22 protein-coding genes are annotated in these 16,997 nt (G+C 64.0%); 10 read left to right on the top strand and 12 right to left on the bottom strand.

The window, feature by feature from the left end; all coding sequences use genetic code 11:
• Positions 1-3: 3 nt before the first annotated feature.
• Positions 4-1,230 (top strand): MFS transporter, encoded by a 1,227-nt coding sequence (locus DKB74_RS12955; protein WP_109808574.1) that lies wholly within the window; start codon positions 4-6, stop codon positions 1,228-1,230.
• On the opposite strand, the gene DKB74_RS12950 is transcribed toward DKB74_RS12955, so the two are convergent.
• On the bottom strand, positions 1,227-1,637 hold the full coding sequence (locus DKB74_RS12950) for a MerR family transcriptional regulator (protein WP_109808573.1): 411 nt from the start codon (positions 1,635-1,637) through the stop codon (positions 1,227-1,229). The two genes, DKB74_RS12955 and DKB74_RS12950, sit on opposite strands and share 4 nt — an antisense overlap.
• 68 nt (positions 1,638-1,705) lie before the next feature.
• On the opposite strand from DKB74_RS12950, the gene DKB74_RS12945 reads away from it, so the two are divergent.
• From DKB74_RS12945 to DKB74_RS12935, 3 genes are read left to right on the top strand one after another with little or no spacing between them, the layout of a single operon-like run.
• Positions 1,706-2,452 carry a MauE/DoxX family redox-associated membrane protein gene (locus DKB74_RS12945; RefSeq protein WP_109808572.1) on the top strand — a complete coding sequence of 249 codons (747 nt, stop codon included), beginning with the start codon at positions 1,706-1,708 and terminating at the stop codon, positions 2,450-2,452.
• A 29-nt stretch (positions 2,453-2,481) separates the two neighbouring features.
• The gene (locus tag DKB74_RS12940; protein ID WP_239987507.1) at positions 2,482-3,744 is read left to right on the top strand and encodes an alkaline phosphatase family protein; all 1,263 of its coding nucleotides are present in this window, start codon (positions 2,482-2,484) and stop codon (positions 3,742-3,744) included.
• A gap of 56 nt (positions 3,745-3,800) precedes the next feature.
• Positions 3,801-4,250 (top strand): MaoC family dehydratase, encoded by a 450-nt coding sequence (locus DKB74_RS12935; protein WP_109808570.1) that lies wholly within the window; start codon positions 3,801-3,803, stop codon positions 4,248-4,250.
• A 58-nt stretch (positions 4,251-4,308) separates the two neighbouring features.
• On the opposite strand, the gene DKB74_RS19020 is transcribed toward DKB74_RS12935, so the two are convergent.
• The 5 genes from DKB74_RS19020 to petA all read right to left on the bottom strand — a co-directional run bounded on the left by DKB74_RS19020 (position 4,309) and on the right by petA (position 8,261).
• Positions 4,309-4,824, bottom strand: a complete 516-nt coding sequence (locus DKB74_RS19020) for a hypothetical protein (protein WP_239987506.1) — start codon at positions 4,822-4,824, stop codon at positions 4,309-4,311.
• Between the two features lie 72 nt (positions 4,825-4,896).
• Positions 4,897-5,439: an adenine phosphoribosyltransferase gene (locus tag DKB74_RS12925; RefSeq protein ID WP_109808569.1), complete on the bottom strand. Its 543-nt coding sequence runs from the start codon at positions 5,437-5,439 to the stop codon at positions 4,897-4,899.
• Positions 5,440-5,537: 98 nt separating this feature from the next.
• Positions 5,538-6,368: a cytochrome c1 gene (locus tag DKB74_RS12920; RefSeq protein ID WP_109808568.1), complete on the bottom strand. Its 831-nt coding sequence runs from the start codon at positions 6,366-6,368 to the stop codon at positions 5,538-5,540.
• Positions 6,369-6,384: 16 nt separating this feature from the next.
• Positions 6,385-7,665 carry a cytochrome b gene (locus DKB74_RS12915; RefSeq protein ID WP_109808567.1) on the bottom strand — a complete coding sequence of 427 codons (1,281 nt, stop codon included), beginning with the start codon at positions 7,663-7,665 and terminating at the stop codon, positions 6,385-6,387.
• An 11-nt stretch (positions 7,666-7,676) separates the two neighbouring features.
• Positions 7,677-8,261 carry a ubiquinol-cytochrome c reductase iron-sulfur subunit gene (petA, locus tag DKB74_RS12910; RefSeq protein WP_109808566.1) on the bottom strand — a complete coding sequence of 195 codons (585 nt, stop codon included), beginning with the start codon at positions 8,259-8,261 and terminating at the stop codon, positions 7,677-7,679.
• A 230-nt stretch (positions 8,262-8,491) separates the two neighbouring features.
• Here petA and DKB74_RS12905 point away from each other — a divergent pair, with 230 nt between their 5' ends.
• From DKB74_RS12905 to DKB74_RS12895, 3 genes are read left to right on the top strand one after another with little or no spacing between them, the layout of a single operon-like run.
• Positions 8,492-8,947, top strand: a complete 456-nt coding sequence (locus tag DKB74_RS12905) for a tRNA (cytidine(34)-2'-O)-methyltransferase (protein WP_109808565.1) — start codon at positions 8,492-8,494, stop codon at positions 8,945-8,947.
• A gap of 52 nt (positions 8,948-8,999) precedes the next feature.
• Positions 9,000-9,839, top strand: coding sequence for an oxygen-dependent coproporphyrinogen oxidase (gene hemF / locus DKB74_RS12900; protein ID WP_109808564.1), 840 nt, complete (start codon positions 9,000-9,002; stop codon positions 9,837-9,839).
• A gap of 1 nt (position 9,840) precedes the next feature.
• Positions 9,841-10,440 (top strand): GNAT family N-acetyltransferase, encoded by a 600-nt coding sequence (locus DKB74_RS12895; RefSeq protein ID WP_109808563.1) that lies wholly within the window; start codon positions 9,841-9,843, stop codon positions 10,438-10,440.
• On the opposite strand, the gene DKB74_RS12890 is transcribed toward DKB74_RS12895, so the two are convergent.
• Complete coding sequence (locus DKB74_RS12890) at positions 10,404-11,135, bottom strand: hypothetical protein (protein ID WP_109808562.1); 732 nt, start codon at positions 11,133-11,135, stop codon at positions 10,404-10,406. The two genes, DKB74_RS12895 and DKB74_RS12890, sit on opposite strands and share 37 nt — an antisense overlap.
• Positions 11,132-11,914 carry a glycerophosphoryl diester phosphodiesterase membrane domain-containing protein gene (locus DKB74_RS12885; protein ID WP_145960995.1) on the bottom strand — a complete coding sequence of 261 codons (783 nt, stop codon included), beginning with the start codon at positions 11,912-11,914 and terminating at the stop codon, positions 11,132-11,134. Before DKB74_RS12885 ends, DKB74_RS12890 begins: the two co-directional genes overlap by 4 nt.
• Before the next feature lie 144 nt (positions 11,915-12,058).
• On the opposite strand from DKB74_RS12885, the gene lipB reads away from it, so the two are divergent.
• The 3 genes from lipB (at position 12,059) to DKB74_RS12870 (ending at position 13,917) form a co-directional block, all read left to right on the top strand.
• Positions 12,059-12,748, top strand: coding sequence for a lipoyl(octanoyl) transferase LipB (gene lipB / locus DKB74_RS12880; RefSeq protein WP_109808560.1), 690 nt, complete (start codon positions 12,059-12,061; stop codon positions 12,746-12,748).
• Between the two features lie 64 nt (positions 12,749-12,812).
• Positions 12,813-13,040, top strand: coding sequence for a hypothetical protein (locus DKB74_RS12875; RefSeq protein WP_109808559.1), 228 nt, complete (start codon positions 12,813-12,815; stop codon positions 13,038-13,040).
• A 202-nt stretch (positions 13,041-13,242) separates the two neighbouring features.
• A complete protein-coding gene (locus tag DKB74_RS12870) occupies positions 13,243-13,917 on the top strand; it encodes a hypothetical protein (RefSeq protein ID WP_109808558.1) in 675 nt (224 codons plus the stop codon).
• 36 nt (positions 13,918-13,953) lie between these two features.
• Here the strand turns inward: DKB74_RS12870 and queE are convergent, their stop codons facing one another.
• The 4 genes from queE to hslO all read right to left on the bottom strand — a co-directional run bounded on the left by queE (position 13,954) and on the right by hslO (position 16,928).
• Complete coding sequence (gene queE, locus DKB74_RS12865) at positions 13,954-14,586, bottom strand: 7-carboxy-7-deazaguanine synthase (RefSeq protein WP_109808816.1); 633 nt, start codon at positions 14,584-14,586, stop codon at positions 13,954-13,956.
• Positions 14,587-14,596: 10 nt separating this feature from the next.
• Positions 14,597-15,286, bottom strand: coding sequence for a 7-cyano-7-deazaguanine synthase QueC (queC, locus tag DKB74_RS12860; protein WP_109808557.1), 690 nt, complete (start codon positions 15,284-15,286; stop codon positions 14,597-14,599).
• A gap of 188 nt (positions 15,287-15,474) precedes the next feature.
• Complete coding sequence (locus DKB74_RS12855; protein ID WP_239987505.1) at positions 15,475-15,972, bottom strand: DUF3617 domain-containing protein; 498 nt, start codon at positions 15,970-15,972, stop codon at positions 15,475-15,477.
• 32 nt (positions 15,973-16,004) lie between these two features.
• Positions 16,005-16,928, bottom strand: a complete 924-nt coding sequence (gene hslO, locus DKB74_RS12850) for an Hsp33 family molecular chaperone HslO (RefSeq protein WP_109808556.1) — start codon at positions 16,926-16,928, stop codon at positions 16,005-16,007.
• Positions 16,929-16,997 lie beyond the last annotated feature (69 nt).

Here is a 16,997-nt window from a genome sequence, read left to right as displayed (position 1 = left end):
GCGATGCGAGCGGGCGCCACGACGACGGGAGACGGGATTTCCGGTCTGTCGGGCATCTGGCGCAGCGGCGATTGGCCGAGTTTGCTGGCCGCCTTCCTCTATTTCGATGCAGCCTTCATGATCTGGGTGCTGCTTGGCCCGCTGGCACCGTTCATCGCCGGGGATCTGGCGCTGTCGCCCGGCGCCACGGGGCTGGTGATCGCGGTACCCACATTGGCGGGTGCGTTGCTGCGCCCGTTCGCGGGCCATGCCGTCGACCGTTTCGGCGCGCGCAGGACCGGCATCGCGGCACAGGCGATCGTCATCGTGGCGCTCGCCGGCGCAACGTTGGGCGGCGTTTCCTCCTATGCCGGTCTGCTGGCGCTGGGCGCGATTCTGGGCGTTGCGGGGGCAAGTTTCGCGGTTGCGCTGCCGCTCGCATCGCGCTGGTACCCGCCGCGCATGCAGGGTCTGGTTCAGGGCCTGGCCGGCATGGGCAATTCGGGCGTCGTGCTGGCGGCGCTGTTCGCCCCCTGGCTTGCCGCAAGCTTTGGGTGGCGGGCGGTGTTCGGCCTGTTCTGTCTGCCGCTCGCCGCTGTGTTGCTGCTGTTCGCACTGCTCGCGCGCGATGCGCCGCACGCGCCGCCGCGGGGCCGGGCCGGATCGTTGCTGAAGGAAAAGGACTGTCTTCAGCTGATGGGGCTGTATGCGATCACCTTTGGCGGCTTTGTCGGCTTAGCGGCATCGCTGCCGATCGTCCTGACCACCCGGTTCGAAATCGACGCTGTGGCGGCGGGGCGATGGACGGCGCTGTTGGTACTGGTCGGATCGTTCGTGCGCCCTTTGGGGGGAGGCCTGGCCGACCGTTTCGGCGGCGCGCGCACGCTGACGCTGTTGCTCGCGCTCGCCGCAGTCGCGCTGACGGGCGCGGGGCTGGCGCGCGACCGCGACGTGATCGTCGCGATGCTGGTGCTTGTCATGCTGGCGCTGGGACTGGGCAATGGCGCGGTATTCCAGCTGGTGCCGCAACGCTTTGCAGCAAGCGGCGGCGCGGCAACCGGGATCATCGGAATGGCGGGCGGACTGGGCGGGTTCGCCCTGTCGCTGGCGCTTGGCTATTCGCGGCAGTGGTTCGGCGATTATGCGCCGGCGTTCCTGTTGTTCGCGCTCGCCGCGCTGATCGCCGGGTTCGCAGTTGCGCGTGTCGCGCCGCGCTGGCGCCGGGAATGGCATGACAGGGCCCGAATCTAGGCCGGAGCGTGTTCGAAGGTTTCGAGGATCGGACAAGGTCCCGGCCCGCCCGAAGCGCATTCGCGCTCAAGCCGCGTCAGTGCGTTTCGCGCCGCCTGCAACCGGTCGATCTCGCCATCCAGCCGGGCAATGCGTTCGCGCGCCAGCGCCCAAACCCGCGCGCGATCGTCGAGCGAATCAAGCTCGAGCAATTCGCCGATCGCATCCAGGGTAAAACCCGCCGCCTGTGCCGCGCGAATGAAGCGCAGGCGGCGCAGTGCGGTCTCGCCATAATAGCGCACGCCCCGCGTCGCGATGCTGGCGGCGCGCGGCGCCGGTTCGCTCAGCAATTTCCGGCGCTGATAATAGCGTATGGTTTCGACACCGACCCCGCCCGCGCGGGCAAGCTGCGAAATCGTCATCTCCATTGCTTGACTCCGTACCATGGTACGGAACCCATATGGGTCGCTTGAGGCACCGAACAAGCGGAGGAACCATGGCCGGTCCAGGTGAAAAGCGCGCAACTCTCTATCGCATGGTGATGGAAAAGCATCTCTGCCCCTATGGGCTGCAGTCGCTGCACCTGCTGCGCAGCCGCGGCTATACGGTCGAGGATCGCTGGCTGAAGACGCGCGCGGAAACCGATGCGTTCAAGGCACAGCATGACGTCAGCACCACGCCGCAGACCTTTATCGGCGGCGAACGGATCGGCGGCTATGACGATCTGCGCCGTTATTTCGGGCTGAAGGTCCGCGATCCGGATGCCACCAGCTATCGCCCGGTAATCGCCGTGTTCGCCATCACTGCGCTGCTCGCGCTGGCGCTAAGCTTCGCGAACTTCGGCACGATCTTCACAATGCGGGCGGGCGAATGGTTCATTTCGCTCAGCATGTGCGCGCTGGCGATGCTCAAGCTGCAGGATGTCGGGAAATTCGCGACGATGTTCCTCGGCTATGATCTGCTCGCGCAGCGCTGGGTACCCTATGGCCGGATATATCCCTTTGCCGAAGCGGGCGCGGGAATATTGATGACGGCGGGCGCGCTGACCTGGCTGTCGGTTCCGGTCGCGCTGTTTATCGGGACGATCGGGGCGGTATCGGTGTTCAAGGCAGTCTATATCGACCGGCGCGAACTGAAATGCGCCTGTGTCGGCGGCGGCAGCAACGTGCCGCTCGGCTTCATTTCGCTGACCGAGAATGTGATGATGGTCGCCATGGCGCTGTGGATGGTGTTCGCGCACTGAACGACTCCCCTTTGTCACACACATCTGGCATGCGACCGGGTATGCGCTGGTATTCGAAACTTCTCGCCGCGGCGCTTGCCGCAACGCTGCAGGCATGCGTGACGCCGCCTGCCCAGACGCCGGTGTCGTCCGCCGCGACTGTGGAAATACGCGAACCGGTCACCATCCTGGTGTCGATCGACGGGTTCCGCCGCGACTATCTCGATCGCGGCGTGACGCCTGTGCTGTCGGAGCTGGCGCAGGATGGCGTCGTCGCGGCGATGCGTCCGTCCTTTCCCAGCAAGACCTTCCCCAATCACTATACGCTGGTCACCGGGCGCCGGCCCGATCGCAACGGCATCGTTTCGAACAGCTTCTACGATCCCGGGCGCCCCGATCAGCGGTTCACCATGGCAACCACCGACGCCTTTTACTGGGATCAGGCCGAGCCGGTCTGGGTTGCCGCGGAAAAAGCCGGCATCCGCACCGCGACGATGTTCTGGCCCGGGTCCAATGTCGCGATCGAGCATGTCCGCCCGTCGGACTGGCAGCAATTCAATCAGGACGTTACCGGTCGCCAGCGCGTCGATGCGATCATCGACTGGTTGCGCCGCCCGGCAGAAACGCGCCCGCAATTTCTGACGCTCTATTTCGACACCGTCGATACGGCGGGGCATAATTTCGGTCCTGACGCCCCGGAAACCGAAGCGGCGGTCGCGGATGTCGACGCGCTGATCGGCCGGCTGCTCGCCGGGCTCGACCGGCTTCATCAGCCCGCCAATCTGGTAATCGTTGCCGATCATGGCATGGCGCCGATTTCGGCCGATCGCATCGTACAGCTTCAGGACTATGTGTCGCCGGGCGTCGTCAAAGTGATCGAATCGGGAGCCTTTGCCGGGATCGTGCCGCTGCCCGGGCATGAAGCCGAAGCCCGGTCCGCGCTGATCGGCGATCACCCCGGCATGACATGCTGGGAGCGGCAGAATATCCCCGAACGCTTTCACTATGGCACCAATCCGCGCATTCCGCCGATCTTCTGCCTCGCCGATACCGGCTGGACGATCCTCAACGGGCCACCCAATCCCGATTGGCCGATCAAGGGGGGCAATCACGGATTCGACAATGATGCGCCCGAAATGCGGGCTTTGTTCCTCGCCCATGGCCCGGCATTTCGTCACGGGCTGAGGCTGGAGCCGTTCGACAATGTCGATGTCGAGCCGCTGCTGCGCAGGCTGATCGGATTGCCGCAGCATGACGGCGCGATCGACGGGACGCTGGCACCGCTGGAACCTGCGCTGGCCGAGCCGCAATAGCGCGCAACCGCGGCAAGGGGCTTGCGCGCATCCTGTTTTCGTTCGAAACGCCCTGCATGCGCTATTTCGAAGACATTGTGATCGGCGATACCGCGACCTTCGGCCGTTACGAAGTAACGCGCGAGGAAGTGCTCGAATTCGCCGGCAAATACGACCCCCAGCCCTTCCACCTTTCGGACGAAGCGGCGGCACAGACCCATTTCGGCAAAATCGCCGCGAGTGGGTGGCACACCTGCGCGATGACCATGTCGATGATCGTGGCGCATATGAAGGAAAACCCGCAGGCCGGGCTGGGCGCTGCGGGTCTGGACGAGTTGCGCTGGCTCAAGCCGGTCTATCCGGGCGACGTCCTGCGTGCCGAAATGCTGATCCTCGACAAACGGGCATCGGTACGGCGCCCCGGCATCGGCAGCCTGCAGACGCAGACCACGACCTATAACCAGCATGACGAGCCGGTGCTGCGCTTCATTTCGGGTACGCTGATCCGCTGCCGCCCCACCGATTGAGGCACGCGGCCTTCGGGTCGCAGGCAGCGGTCACGACGTCGGCGCGGGTAGCTCGCCTTTACGGGTTGCGGTCGCGGCGACCCCGGCCCCGGTCATGACGATCGCCATCGCGACGACCATGGTCGCGCCCATAGCCGTCGCCGTCGCGGCGATGGTCACGCTCATACCGGTCGCGGTCGGGACGGCGGTCATCGCGATACCGGTCATGGCCCCGGCGATCGCCACGGAAATCATGCCAGTTGTCGGGCCTGCGGTCGCCGCGCCATTGCTGCTGGCGGTGCTGCCAATATTGGCGTTGCGCCTGATTCCAGCGATGGCGGCGGCGCTGGGTGTCATAGACGTAAACGCCGGTACCGGGATAATAATAGTCGCCGTACCAGCCCCAATAGGGGCTGCCGTAGCTGCCGTTATAATAGCCGCCATTGTCGTAATAATAGGGCGACCCGCTGCCGTAATAGCCATTGCCATAGCCGACCGAAACGCTGCTATAGCCATAGCCGTCGGTACATGCGGAAAGGGCACCGGTCGCCGTCAGCGCCGCCGCCGCCAGCGTTAATTTCGCAAGATTGCGCATCTTCGCTCCTCGGATTGTGTTTAGCCAACCCTTAGTATGCGCGTGTGTTCCGTAACTTGACCTGAACCGGCCTCAATGCCCTTCGAAGGCGGTAAGGGCGAATGCCGCCACACCCTCGGCACGCAGCGCGTCGGCGCCGCCCAGATCCGGCAAATCGACCACGAACCCCGCCTGAGTCACCTTGGCTCCGGCCTTGCGCAGCAGCCGCACTGCGGCGCGCGCGGTTCCCCCGGTGGCGATCAGATCGTCGACCAGCAGGACATGCGCGCCCGGCGCACAGGCATCGGCATGGATGGCAACGCGGTCGGTGCCATATTCCAGGGCATATTCCTCGGCGATGGTCGCGCCGGGCAGCTTGCCGTCCTTGCGGACCAGCAGCACGCCGGTGCCCAGCTTGATCGCCAACGGCGCCGCGAACAGAAAACCGCGCGCATCGACGCCCGCGACCAGATCGATATCGCCGTCCACCTGTTCGGCCAGCCGGTCGATCGTCAGGCGCAGCCCCTCGGGATCGAGCAGCAATGTCGTGATGTCGCGGAACATGATGCCCGGCTTGGGAAAGTCGGGAATAGTGCGAATGCGATCGCGGATATCCGAGTTGCGGTCATCGGCCATGACATCTCTCCGCTCGCTGCGCGCCGGCATCCCGGGCGATCTTCATCAGACATGAAAAACCCGGCGCGAGCAATTGCCCGCGCCGGGTCTTGATCGACTTAGTGCTTAACGCCGGCCCAGACCGACCGATAGGCACCGAAGGTCAGGAAGAGCAGCGCGATCAGGAAGAGGATCGTCGCAAAGCCCACCGCGTGGCGTTTTTCCAGCGTGGGTTCGGCAGTCCAGACGAGGAAGGCCGAAACGTCCTTCGACATCTGATCGACCGTCGCGCGGGTGCCGTCGAGATACTGAACCTGTCCTTCGCTGGTCAGCGGCGCCGGCATGGCGAGATTGAGGTTCGCGAAATAGGGGTTGTAGTGCAGCCCCTCCGGCGTCTTGGCATCCGGGAATTTCTCGAGCAGCTCGGCAGGCTGTGCCTGATATCCCGTCAGCAGCGCGTGGATGTAGCTCGCGCCGCCTTCACGCGCCTTGGCGATCAGCGACAGGTCGGGCGGCGAACCCTGACCCGGATAATAGACATGCGGGAAGCGGTCGGCCGGCGTGTTCGGGCGCTCGCCACGATCGCCCGTCTTGGGGTCGAACGTCGGCTGCGGCGTTGTCCAGCCCGTCGCGATCGCCTTCACCTGCGCCTCGGTATAGCCGATGCCTTCCAGCTCGCGGAACGACACGAGGCTAAGCGAGTGACACGCGGCGCAGACTTCCTTGTACACCTGAAAGCCGCGCTGCACCTGCTGCTCGTCAAACGTGCCGAACGGCCCGTCGGACTGAAGCGCCAGATGTTCGGGCTTGAGATGAAACTCCTCGGCCGCGGTTTCCGCCGCCGGTTCATTGATCATCCCGGCGACGGTGGTCCACAGCGCCAGGAAGAGCGCGACGACGAAAGCACCTCCGATGAGGAACTTGATCGATTTTACGAACAGCGCAGACATGTTCTTCTAATCCCCCTTACGCGCTGACCGCGGTTTCGCCGCTCTTGCCCTTGGCGAGCACCGCCTCGGTGATCGAATTGGGCAACGGCTTGGGCCGCTCCAGCCGCGATACGATCGGCACGATGATCAGGAAGTGCGCGAAATAATACATCGACGCGATCTGCCCCAGGATCACGTTGCGTGCGATCGGTTCCGCGCCGCCGACATAGCCGAGCACGAACACGTCGACGATCATGATCCAGAAGAAGATGCGATACATCGGACGATAGCTGCCCGACCGCACCGGCGACTTGTCGAGCCACGGCAGGAAGAACATCAGCAGGATCGAACCGAACATCGCCAGCACGCCCCACAGCTTCGCCGGAAGGATCAGGTCGAAAGTGAACGACTTCAGGATCGCGTAGAAGGGCAGGAAATACCATTCGGGCACGATATGCGCCGGAGTCGAAAGCGGGTTGGCCGGAATATAATTGTCCGGGTGACCCAGCATGTCGGGCGCGAAGAAGATCAGCAGCGCGAAGACGATGAGGAACACCACCAGCCCCAGGCCGTCCTTGGCCGTGTAATAGGGGTGGAACGGCACCGTATCCTGCTCGTCCTTCACTTCGACGCCGGTCGGATTCGACGAACCCGGGATATGCAGCGCCCAGATGTGCAGGATCACGACCGCTGCGATCACGAACGGCAGCAGATAGTGGAGCGAGAAGAAGCGGTTGAGCGCGGCGTCGTCCGGCGCATAGCCGCCGAGCAGCCAGATGCGGATCCAGTCGCCGACGACCGGGATCGCCGAGAAGAAGCCGGTAATCACCTGCGCGCCCCAGAAGCTCATCTGACCCCAGGGAAGCACATAGCCCATGAAGGCCGTCGCCATCAGCAGCAGGAAGATCACGACGCCGAGCAGCCACACCATTTCGCGTGGCGCCTTGTACGACCCGTAATAAAGCCCGCGCGCGATATGCGTATAGACCACGATGAAGAACATCGAAGCGCCGTTGGCGTGCGCGAAACGCAGGAACCAGCCCGCATTGACGTCGCGCATGATCGTGCCGTTGACCGATTCGAACGCTCCGGCGGCGCTGGAATGAAAGTGCATCGCCAGGATGACGCCGGTGACGATCTGGCACACCAGCGCGACCCCGGAAAGGACCCCGAAGTTCCAGAAATAATTGAGGTTGCGCGGAACCGGATAACCGGAGCCGATCGCGTTATAGACGAAGCGCGGCAGCGGCAGTTTCTCGTCGATCCACTGCATGACCGGATGCTTCGGCGCATATTGCTTTGCCCAGGGGAAGCTCATTTCGCCTTACCTCAACCCACCGTTACCGTCGTGTCCGACGTGAATTCATAGTCCGGAACCACCAGATTGCTCGGCGCCGGCCCCTGACGGATACGCGCCGCAGTATCATAGGCCGAACCATGGCACGGGCAGAAATAACCGCCGAACGGACCACGATTTTCGCCTTCGCCCGCGCCGAGCGGAACACAGCCCAGATGCGTGCACACGCCCAGCGTGATCAGCCAGTTTTCATGGCCTTCCTTGGTGCGCTCGGCCAATGTCTGCGGATCGCGCAGCGCGCTGAGCGGCACTGCGTTCGCCTCGTCGATTTCCTTCTGGGTCAGGTTGCGGACGAACAGCGGCTGTTTGCGGAACGTCGCCTTGATCGCCTGGCCCGGCTCGATCGCCGACAGATCCACTTCGGTGGTCGACTGTGCAAGCACGTCAGCCGAAGGATTCATCGAATTGATGAGCGGAAGTACCACCACGCCCGCTCCGACCGCGCCGAATGAAACGGCAGCGTATTGGAGCCAGTCGCGACGACGGGGATTTTCGAGCGATTCGCCTTCGGGACCGGCGGCCCCTTCAGGTGGAACAGCTTGATCAAGCGTTGCCATGCGTCAGCCTTTGCACTTCATATTCTTTCGCGCGAACACGCGACCCGGACCCGGACGTCGGGCGATATGCCCCGCCCAGCCCCCCGGATGCCCCCGGTGGCTGGCGGCCTGATAGACGCCGGGACACCGATTTGCCAACAGGCATTTTTGCATCTGCGTTACGATCCGGTCGCGTCGGTGCCGACAGGCGGATTGCGATGGCGCGTGTAGTGGGGCAACGAAGCGCGATCATGCGTATCGCGCTTTTCGAACCCGACATCGCCGGAAACGTCGGCGCCATTCTGCGCACCGCCGCGTGTTTCGGCGCCGATGTCGACCTGATCGAGCCCATGGGCTTTGCGTGGAGCGAGCGGGCGCTGGCGCGCGCCGGCATGGATTATGTTCGCAACGTCACCGTCCGGCGCCATGCCGACTGGGACGCTTTTTGCGCGACTGCCGATACCCGAATCGTCCTGTTCACAACGCGCGGCGCGACGCCGCTGCCGCAGGCGAAGCTCCATTCTGACGACATATTGCTGTTCGGCTCCGAGTCGGCAGGCGTGCCCGAAGCCGTGCATGAGCGCGCCGACGCGCGGGTGCTGATACCGATGCGCGCGGGGATGCGCTCACTCAACATCTCGGTATCGGTCGGGATCGCCACGGCCGAAGCGCTGCGCCAGACCGATGGCTGGCCCGTCGCCGGCTGACCGTCGGCGCGCCCGCTCGACAGCCCCGCCCCGCCCCATTAGGTGCCAGTCCATGCTGCCCGACGAACAGAAGAACACCGCCCGTAGCTGGTTCGAATCGCTCCGCGACCGGATTTGCGCCGAATTCGAAGCAATCGAGCGCGAAGCCGGTTCGGACGCTTCGTTCGAATATCTGCCCTGGGATCGCATCGATCCCTCGGGCGAGCCGGGCGGCGGCGGCGTGCGCGGGCTGATGAAGGGCAAGGTGTTCGAAAAGGTCGGGGTGAATGTCTCGACCGTTTCGGGCACGTTCGAGGGCGATTTCGCCAAGACGATCCACGGAGCGGGGGAGGATCCCAAATTCTTCGCCACCGGAATCAGCCTCGTCGCGCATATGGCCAATCCGCACGTCCCGGCCGTGCACATGAACACGCGCCATCTGGTGACCACCAAAAGCTGGTTCGGCGGCGGCGCCGATCTCAACCCGCCGCTCCCCTATGCGGAGGATACCGAGGAATTTCACGCCGCGCTCAAGCAAGCGTGCGATGCCCATGATCCCGAACATTATCCGCGCTTCAAACAATGGGCAGACGAGTATTTCTATATCCCCCACCGCAAGGTGCATCGCGGCGTCGGCGGGATTTTCTATGACCATCTCGACGGCGACTGGGACGCCGATTTCGCCTTTACCCAGGATGTCGGCCGCGCGTTTCTGAACGTCTTCCCGCGGATCGTACGCCGTCGCATGGGGATGGATTTCACCGAAGCCGATCGCGCGCAGCAGCTCGAATGGCGGGGCCGCTATGCCGAATTCAACCTCGTCTATGATCGCGGCACATTGTTCGGGCTCAAGACCGGCGGCAATATCGATGCGATCCTGATGAGCCTGCCGCCGCTCGCCACCTGGACCTGACATGGCGCTGACGCCCGTCCCCGACGATCATGTCGCGACGATCGTGACGACGCTGGAGATGACCGGGCGCCCGCGCCCCGCGCCGGTTCCGCCCTCGCCGCTCCAGCTGGTGCGATGGGAACGTCCCGACAGCGCCAGATACCGCACGTTGTTCCGCAGGGTCGGCGCGCCCTGGCTGTGGTTCTCGCGGCTGGTGATGGACGAAGTGGCGTTGCGCGCGATCCTCGACGATGATTCGGTCCATATCTATGCCGTGGTCGACCGCAACCGAGTCGAAGTCGGCATGCTCGAACTCGATTTCCGCGAACCGGGGCAATGCGAACTCGGCTTTGTCGGGCTGGTCCCCGAATGGACCGGAAAGGGTCAGGGCGGCTGGCTGATGCGTCAGGCGCTGGCGCTTGGATGGCGCGCCGGCATATCGCGGCTATGGGTGCACACCTGCACGCTCGACCACCCGTCGGCGCTGGGATTTTACCGCAGATTCGGGTTCACCCCGATCAGCCGCACGGTGGAGACCTTTACCGATCCCCGGCTGATCGGCGCGCTGCCGGGCGATTCGGCGCCTCAGATCCCCTGCCTGGGCGCAGCCAGCCGGCGATAGGCCGCCACCTGCAGCAGCACCATTGCGATTGCCGCCGCCGTAGAGACGACCGACGACAGCGCGGAGCCGACCGCACCGCCGAAGATCGGCCCGCCAAGCGTGTCGAATGCCCGGCCAAGGTCCCCTGCAAGGCCCGTGGCAACCAGGGCCACCAGCCACACGATCGCGGCGATCAGGAACAGCATCCACCCGCGCCCGCGGCTCACTTCGATCCCGGCCGAAAACGCCGCTGCCGGGCCACGTTCGGGCTCGGCGATCAGCGCCGCGCCGATCAGGAACGTGCGCCCGGCCAGATAGAGACCAGGCACGATGAACGCCATCGCGCCAAGCGTCGTCAGCATCGAAACCAGCAGCCACAGCAGGACAAATGCCGGGAACCGCCGCAGCGCATGGCGCATCGTTTCGCCCAGCGTCGATTCGGCGCGCGCGAGCAGCAGCATCAGGAGCGTCACCAGCCCGAACAGCGAGACCAGCCTGTCGAGCAACAGCCAATGGGCATTGGCGACGGCCCATTGGACAGTCGCTTCGAACGCCTGTTCGAAAGTGACGTCCTTCATCTCCTGCGGCGGCAGAAAAAGCTGCATGGCAAATGCCGGCAGGAACAGGAACACCCCGCCCACACGGATCAGCAGGTCGCGATTCGCACGCCAAAGCGCGCGTGCATCGCCGAATATCGCGGAAAAATCGTTGGTCACGTCGCCTGTTGTTCGCGCGACGCCGCCGAAGTCAATGCAAGATAGAGTTTGGCGGCAAACGCAGGCCAGATCACCGAAAACGCAGTCTGCACCGCCGCCACCGTGACCGATGTCAGCACGCCCGCCAGCGTGATCGGGCCGGGATCGCCCCCGGCAATCAGCTGAAAGATCGAACCGAACACCGCGCGCGCGGCAAGCATCGAAACAATCGCCACCAGCGCGAAGAGCAGCATCACCCCGATAATCTGCCATGTCCGGCCGCGCGTCATCCGGATCGACTGGGGAATCGCATCGAACATGCGCTTTTCCAACACGATCAACGGCGAAACGAGGATGCACCGCGCCGCCGCCCACAGCGATACCGCCGCGACAAGAAACCAGTAGATGGCGATCGGCCATGCGATCGCGGCGGTCAGATGCACATCCTCCATCCGCGCCAGCGCAGCGACATCATAGCCGTTCAGCGTCAGCGCCAGCGGCACCGGCAAGAGCAACAGGATGAGCAGCGCGAACAGCGCGACCCAGACGATCAGTGCGGGAATCAGGCGATCGCGGGCCACCCCGCCCGCCCCCTGAATCTCGGCCGGATTGGCGGCCATGACGACGACGGTCAGCGCCCCCCACAGCGATACCACTGCGAAAAACAGGCTCACCAGCGGAAGCAGGATCGCCAGCGCGCCCTGAACCTGCGCGCCGTTCGGCAGGCTCCCCTCGATCGAGGCGGGAACGAAAAAGGCGATCACGGCCACCGGCACGATCAGCGTCAGATTGTCGCTCAAAAACTCCGCCGTGCGATCCCAGACGGCGCTCATTCTGACCATGTGGGGGTCTGCCTCGTTGATTCCGGTGCTGGGTTGTTAACCGTGATGGCCCTGAAAGCCAATGCTTGCGAAACCTGCGCAGCGGGGCCAATTCACGCGGCGATGGAAGCAGTTGTTCGCGATATCGAATGGCGGGTGTCGGCCGATCCCGTTCCCTATGAAGCCGCGCTGGCGCAAATGGAGGCGCGCGCGGCAGCGGTGGTGCGCGGCGAAGCGCGCGAGCTCGTCTGGCTGCTCGAACACCCGCCGGTCTATACCGCAGGCACCAGCGCGGACCCGGCGGAACTGATCGATCCGCGCTTCCCGGTCGTCCAGAGCGGGCGCGGCGGACGCTATACCTATCACGGCCCGGGCCAGCGGATCGGCTATCTGATCCTCGACCTGCGCAAGCGCCGCCGCGACGTACGCGGATATGTCCACGCACTCGAAGACTGGGTGATCGCGGCACTGAAGCGGCTGGGCATCGACGCCTTCGCCGTGCCCGACCGGATCGGCATCTGGACGCGCGACGGCGGCGAGGAAGCGAAGATCGGCGCGATCGGCGTACGCATTCGCCAATGGGTCACGCTGCATGGATTCGCGCTGAACCTCGACCCCGATCTGAACGATTTCGGGGGCATTATTCCGTGTGGAATCGCGGATTTTCCAGTAACGAGCGCTGCAAAGCTGAAAAAATTCCATACTGCGAAAGAGCTTGATTCCGCCCTTTTTGCCGCATTTTTGCCATTTTTGGATTCGCTCGACCCGCTTCGCGAAAAAACCACTCTTGAGGGGGAAGTGCGAAGCGACTAATGTCCATCGCGGTTTGGGTGATTATGGCTGAACGCCTCCAGACCCATTATCTAGGGAGCTTTACATGCGTGCAATTCTCTCCAAGGCCGTCGCGGCCACGATGATCGCCGGTGCGGCGCTCACGGTCTCGGCCTGCAACAGCAAGACGACCGCTGTTGTCGACAATTCGACTGAAGTTACGCCGATCGAAAACATGGGTGCCGAAGACGACATGGTCACCGGTGCCGATGCTGCCAACGGCGTGGTCGAAGGCAACATGATGGACAACATGACCGACGGCAACATGATGTAATTCATCGCGTCTGTCGTGATGGAAAGGGCCGTCCGGGCAACCGGGCGGCCGTTTCTTTTTGGGGCAATCGTCGCTTTGGCGCAACGCCGCGCCAGATTGTCGCGCCGCCGCAGGCCGCGTCGAAAAAGGACTTGGGGCCGGACTCAAAAGCCCGTAACCAGCAGACCAGCGTTTATATCATGTTGTGGTTCATGGGGTTGGCATGTCTGTTCGGCGTATCGTGATCGCTATTGGCCTGGCGGCGGGAATCTTTGCTTCCGCGCCTGCGTCCGCGCAGTTTTTCTTTCGTTCGGCCGATCTGACCGGCGCGCGCGTGACCGGTGCAGAGCCGGGTATCGTCGGTTCCGACCTGCCCGAAGCCACGCCCGAGGAACTGCGTGCCGCCTTGGTCTGGAATCTGCGCTCGGCGCTGAATGTCGCCGCGCTGCAATGCTATTTCGAACCGACGCTTCTGACCCACGCCAATTATGTCGCGCTGTTGCGGGACCATCGCCAGGAGCTTGCCGACTCCTATGCGACGCTGCAGAAATATTTCATTCGCGTGGCGCCCAACCGGCGCGAGGGGCAGACCGAGTTCGATCGCTTCGGCACGCGTGTCTATTCGGGTTTTTCGACCGTTTCGGCGCAGCTGAACTTCTGTCAGACCGCTGCCTCGATCGGGCATCAGGCAGTGTTCACGCCGCGCGGCAAGCTGGGCGACCTTGCGCATGACCGGATGCGCGAATTGCGCAACAGCCTGATCCCGGTGGGCGATCAGGCATTCACGCCCGAACGCATCAATCCCAGCATCAGCCTGCCCCCCTTCCCGCCCTTCACCGACGAACGCTGCTGGCGGCGCGGCCACACCTATCGCTGGGATCGCTGCGGCAACTTCTGATGGAGAGGCCGTGGCGCTGACCGGGACGCCCGGCGTTCAGCGCAGGCCGAGCAGCTTGTGCGTCTGCAGCGTCAGGCGCCAGCCCGGGCGTTCCATTGCAAAGGCAATGGCTGCGGCCAGATTGGCATCGGCGGCGGCATCGTCCATCGGCTGAACCAGCCGCAGCCCGAAATCCCATCGTTCGAGTTCCTCGGGATCGATCCCGGCCTGCGGCCAGACGAGCTTGAGTTCGTCGCCGTCGCGCTGGACGACGTCGCTGCCTGCCTTGGGACTGACGCAGATCCAGTCGATGCCGCGATGGACGGGCAAGGTGCCGTTGGTTTCGATCGCGATGCGGAAGCCCTCGGCATGCAGCGCATCGACCAGAGCGTCGTCGACCTGCAACATCGGCTCGCCGCCGGTCAGCACGGCAAAACGCGCCTCGCGATCCGGCCCCCAATGGCCCGCAGCAGCGGCAGCCAGCGCCTGCGCATCGGCGAAGCGCCCGCCACCGATGCCGTCCATCCCCACGAAATCGGTATCGCAGAAACGACAGATCGCCGTGGCACGATCGGCTTCACGGCCCGACCAGAGGTTGCAGCCGGCAAAGCGCACGAACACCGCACGTGCACCGGCATTGGCGCCTTCGCCCTGAAGCGTCAGGAACATTTCCTTGACGGCGTAACCCATGGCGTCGCCCTCAGGCGGGAACGGCATAGACGGTAGGATCGGGAATCCCCGCCTCCGCATATCCCTTGGCACGCAACCGGCAGCTATCGCATTTGCCGCAATGCACGCCGCCCGGCGCGGGGTCATAGCAGGACCAGCTGATCCCCGCATCGAGCCCCAGCCGTACCGCCTCGGCCGCGATCTGCGCCTTGGTCATGTGCTGAAGCGGCGCACGGATGCGAAAGGCTTCGCCTTCCACCCCGGCCTTGGTCGCCAGTTCGGCGAGCTTTTCGAAACCGTCGATGAATTCAGGGCGGCAATCGGGATAGCCCGAATAATCGAGCGCGTTGACACCGATATAGATGTCGCGCGCGCCCACCGCCTCTGCCCAGCCGAGCGCGAGGCTGAGGAAAATCATATTGCGCGCGGGGACATAGGTGACCGGAATATCGGCGCCGACACCGGTCTTGGGCACGTCGATCGAATCCGTCAGTGCCGATCCACCGAACGCGCGCAAGTCGATCGGCAGGACGACATGCCGCTCCGCCCCCAACGCACTGGCGATCCGGCGCGCGGCGGCGAGTTCGACCTGATGCCGCTGATTATAATCGATCGAAAGCGCGAGCAGGCGATGGCCGTCCTCGCGCGCGCGCGCGGCGGACACCATCGAATCGAGCCCTCCGGAAAGGAGGACCACGGCATAGGTTCCGGCGTCAGTCATATTGCAAGCGCTAACGGTTTTTCCGGCCGCGTCTACCCACCGCGCCATCGACCTTCAGAAAAAGGGCCGTCCGGAAGAACGGCCCAAGGTCGCGGGGATAAACCCTGCCAGGAGGAACGCGCACCGAAAGGGAACGCATGCCGTCACTATCCGACCAAATGGTTACCAAAGCGTCAGCCCGTTCGCGCCTATCGGCAATTGCCGGTACGGCGACCTTCGAATTCGCTCGAAAAGGGTGCGCCGTCGATCACGCCCTGCGTCTGCAGCTGGATCAGCCGAGGCGTTTCGACCGAAATGGTCGTCCGGCCATGGCCATGCCCGGGGCAGGTATAATGGACGGTCGCCTGATTGGCGGTATTTTCGATCACGAAATGCGAACATTGCGCGTTGCTGTGCCGCAGTTGCACAAGCGCCGCCGGATTGGTGACGCAGATATCGCGCGTTGCGTTGCTGTTGCGTTCGCGCAGGCGCCACTGCCCCTTTTCGAGCGTCGCAAGCGCAGCCAGCGACTGGCCACCGGCCTGCGACGAAGCGGATACTTCGTAATCGCTGGCAGTGGAAACCGCCGGGTCGACCGCCATCGCGAACAATCCGACGACCGACGCCAGCGCTACCGCCACCGTGCCGGTCCGGCGCCGGGGCGATTGTGCCTGGGAGCTTCCCGGCAAGGGGCGGTCATGAGTCATAACAACAGGAATATCGTGTGCACTGCAGCAACTTACAACTCTTCTGACGCAAGTTCCGTGAGCGAAACGGGAAAGCCGCGCGCACAAAAGGCGCAATCTACGGTAATCAAACCGGAATCATCGGCCATCGCTTCGCGCTCCTCGACCGGAAATTTCGCCAAAACCTGACGAATATGCGCGGTGTCGCACCGGCAACCACGCGAGAGCGCGACACTGCTGAGCGCGCGCACTTCGCGTTCTTCGTTGAACAACCGCCAGATCAGCGTTTCGAGCGTCAGTTCGGGATCGGCAAGTTCGTCGCTGCCCATCGTCCCGCCCAGCGTCGACACATGTTCCCATTCGGGGTGATCGTCGCGCGAATGCAGCCGTTCGCCACCTTCCTCGCCATCGGGAAGATGCTGGAGGAACAGCCCCCCGGCAATCAGCTTTCCATCGGCATCGCGCCGCGTTCCCACGCGGATCAGCGTCGGGATCTGTTCCGACTGCACGAAATATTGTTCGGCTGCGTCGGAAAAGGATTCGCCTTCCAGCGGAACGATGCCCTGATAGCGTTCGCCGGTCGTCGCCTGGTCAAAGGTGATCGCGAGATAGCCCTGGTTGAACATCGCGAACAGCGACGGATTCGCCCCGAGCGTCGCCAGCCGGTCAGCATCGAACTGGACATAGCCGCGCAGCGCGCCGCCCTGATAATCGCACACCAGCAGCTTGACGATGCCGCGCTCGGTCTGCGCCTGCATGGTCAGCTGGCCGCCGGCATCCTTCAGCGTCGAGCCGAGCAATGCAGTCAGCGTCAGCGCCTCCCCCAGCAATCGTTCGATCGCGGGGGGATAGGCATGTGCCGCCAGAATCTGGTCGACCACGGGGCCGAGCCGGACGAGGCGCCCGCGCGCATGGCGGGCCGGGATGGTGAAGCCGATCGCGCGGTCGAGATCGGGAGTAGCAACGGTGTCACGCATAGAAAGACCATTCGGGCTGAGCTTGTCGAAGCCCCGTCCGTCCTCCTTCTGCCCGGAAAGAAGTACAGC

This window comes from Stakelama portus, assembly GCF_003171655.1.
Classification (GTDB): Bacteria; Pseudomonadota; Alphaproteobacteria; order Sphingomonadales; family Sphingomonadaceae; genus Sphingomonas; species Sphingomonas portus.
This window is presented reverse-complemented; position numbering and strand designations above follow the sequence as displayed.

What these genes read in the sequence shown, in the direction of transcription:
- DKB74_RS12955 (WP_109808574.1), top strand. Translation starts at nt 4, where the DNA reads ATGCGAGCGGGCGCCACGACGACGGGAGACGGGATTTCCGGTCTGTCG.
- DKB74_RS12950 (WP_109808573.1), bottom strand. Translation starts at nt 1,637, where the DNA reads ATGGAGATGACGATTTCGCAGCTTGCCCGCGCGGGCGGGGTCGGTGTC.
- DKB74_RS12945 (WP_109808572.1), top strand. Translation starts at nt 1,706, where the DNA reads ATGGCCGGTCCAGGTGAAAAGCGCGCAACTCTCTATCGCATGGTGATG.
- DKB74_RS12940 (WP_239987507.1), top strand. Translation starts at nt 2,482, where the DNA reads ATGCGACCGGGTATGCGCTGGTATTCGAAACTTCTCGCCGCGGCGCTT.
- DKB74_RS12935 (WP_109808570.1), top strand. Translation starts at nt 3,801, where the DNA reads ATGCGCTATTTCGAAGACATTGTGATCGGCGATACCGCGACCTTCGGC.
- DKB74_RS19020 (WP_239987506.1), bottom strand. Translation starts at nt 4,824, where the DNA reads ATGCGCAATCTTGCGAAATTAACGCTGGCGGCGGCGGCGCTGACGGCG.
- DKB74_RS12925 (WP_109808569.1), bottom strand. Translation starts at nt 5,439, where the DNA reads ATGGCCGATGACCGCAACTCGGATATCCGCGATCGCATTCGCACTATT.
- DKB74_RS12920 (WP_109808568.1), bottom strand. Translation starts at nt 6,368, where the DNA reads ATGTCTGCGCTGTTCGTAAAATCGATCAAGTTCCTCATCGGAGGTGCT.
- DKB74_RS12915 (WP_109808567.1), bottom strand. Translation starts at nt 7,665, where the DNA reads ATGAGCTTCCCCTGGGCAAAGCAATATGCGCCGAAGCATCCGGTCATG.
- petA (WP_109808566.1), bottom strand. Translation starts at nt 8,261, where the DNA reads ATGGCAACGCTTGATCAAGCTGTTCCACCTGAAGGGGCCGCCGGTCCC.
- DKB74_RS12905 (WP_109808565.1), top strand. Translation starts at nt 8,492, where the DNA reads ATGCGTATCGCGCTTTTCGAACCCGACATCGCCGGAAACGTCGGCGCC.
- hemF (WP_109808564.1), top strand. Translation starts at nt 9,000, where the DNA reads ATGCTGCCCGACGAACAGAAGAACACCGCCCGTAGCTGGTTCGAATCG.
- DKB74_RS12895 (WP_109808563.1), top strand. Translation starts at nt 9,841, where the DNA reads ATGGCGCTGACGCCCGTCCCCGACGATCATGTCGCGACGATCGTGACG.
- lipB (WP_109808560.1), top strand. Translation starts at nt 12,059, where the DNA reads ATGGAAGCAGTTGTTCGCGATATCGAATGGCGGGTGTCGGCCGATCCC.
- DKB74_RS12875 (WP_109808559.1), top strand. Translation starts at nt 12,813, where the DNA reads ATGCGTGCAATTCTCTCCAAGGCCGTCGCGGCCACGATGATCGCCGGT.
- DKB74_RS12870 (WP_109808558.1), top strand. Translation starts at nt 13,243, where the DNA reads ATGTCTGTTCGGCGTATCGTGATCGCTATTGGCCTGGCGGCGGGAATC.
- queE (WP_109808816.1), bottom strand. Translation starts at nt 14,586, where the DNA reads ATGGGTTACGCCGTCAAGGAAATGTTCCTGACGCTTCAGGGCGAAGGC.
- queC (WP_109808557.1), bottom strand. Translation starts at nt 15,286, where the DNA reads ATGACTGACGCCGGAACCTATGCCGTGGTCCTCCTTTCCGGAGGGCTC.
- DKB74_RS12855 (WP_239987505.1), bottom strand. Translation starts at nt 15,972, where the DNA reads ATGACTCATGACCGCCCCTTGCCGGGAAGCTCCCAGGCACAATCGCCC.
- hslO (WP_109808556.1), bottom strand. Translation starts at nt 16,928, where the DNA reads ATGCGTGACACCGTTGCTACTCCCGATCTCGACCGCGCGATCGGCTTC.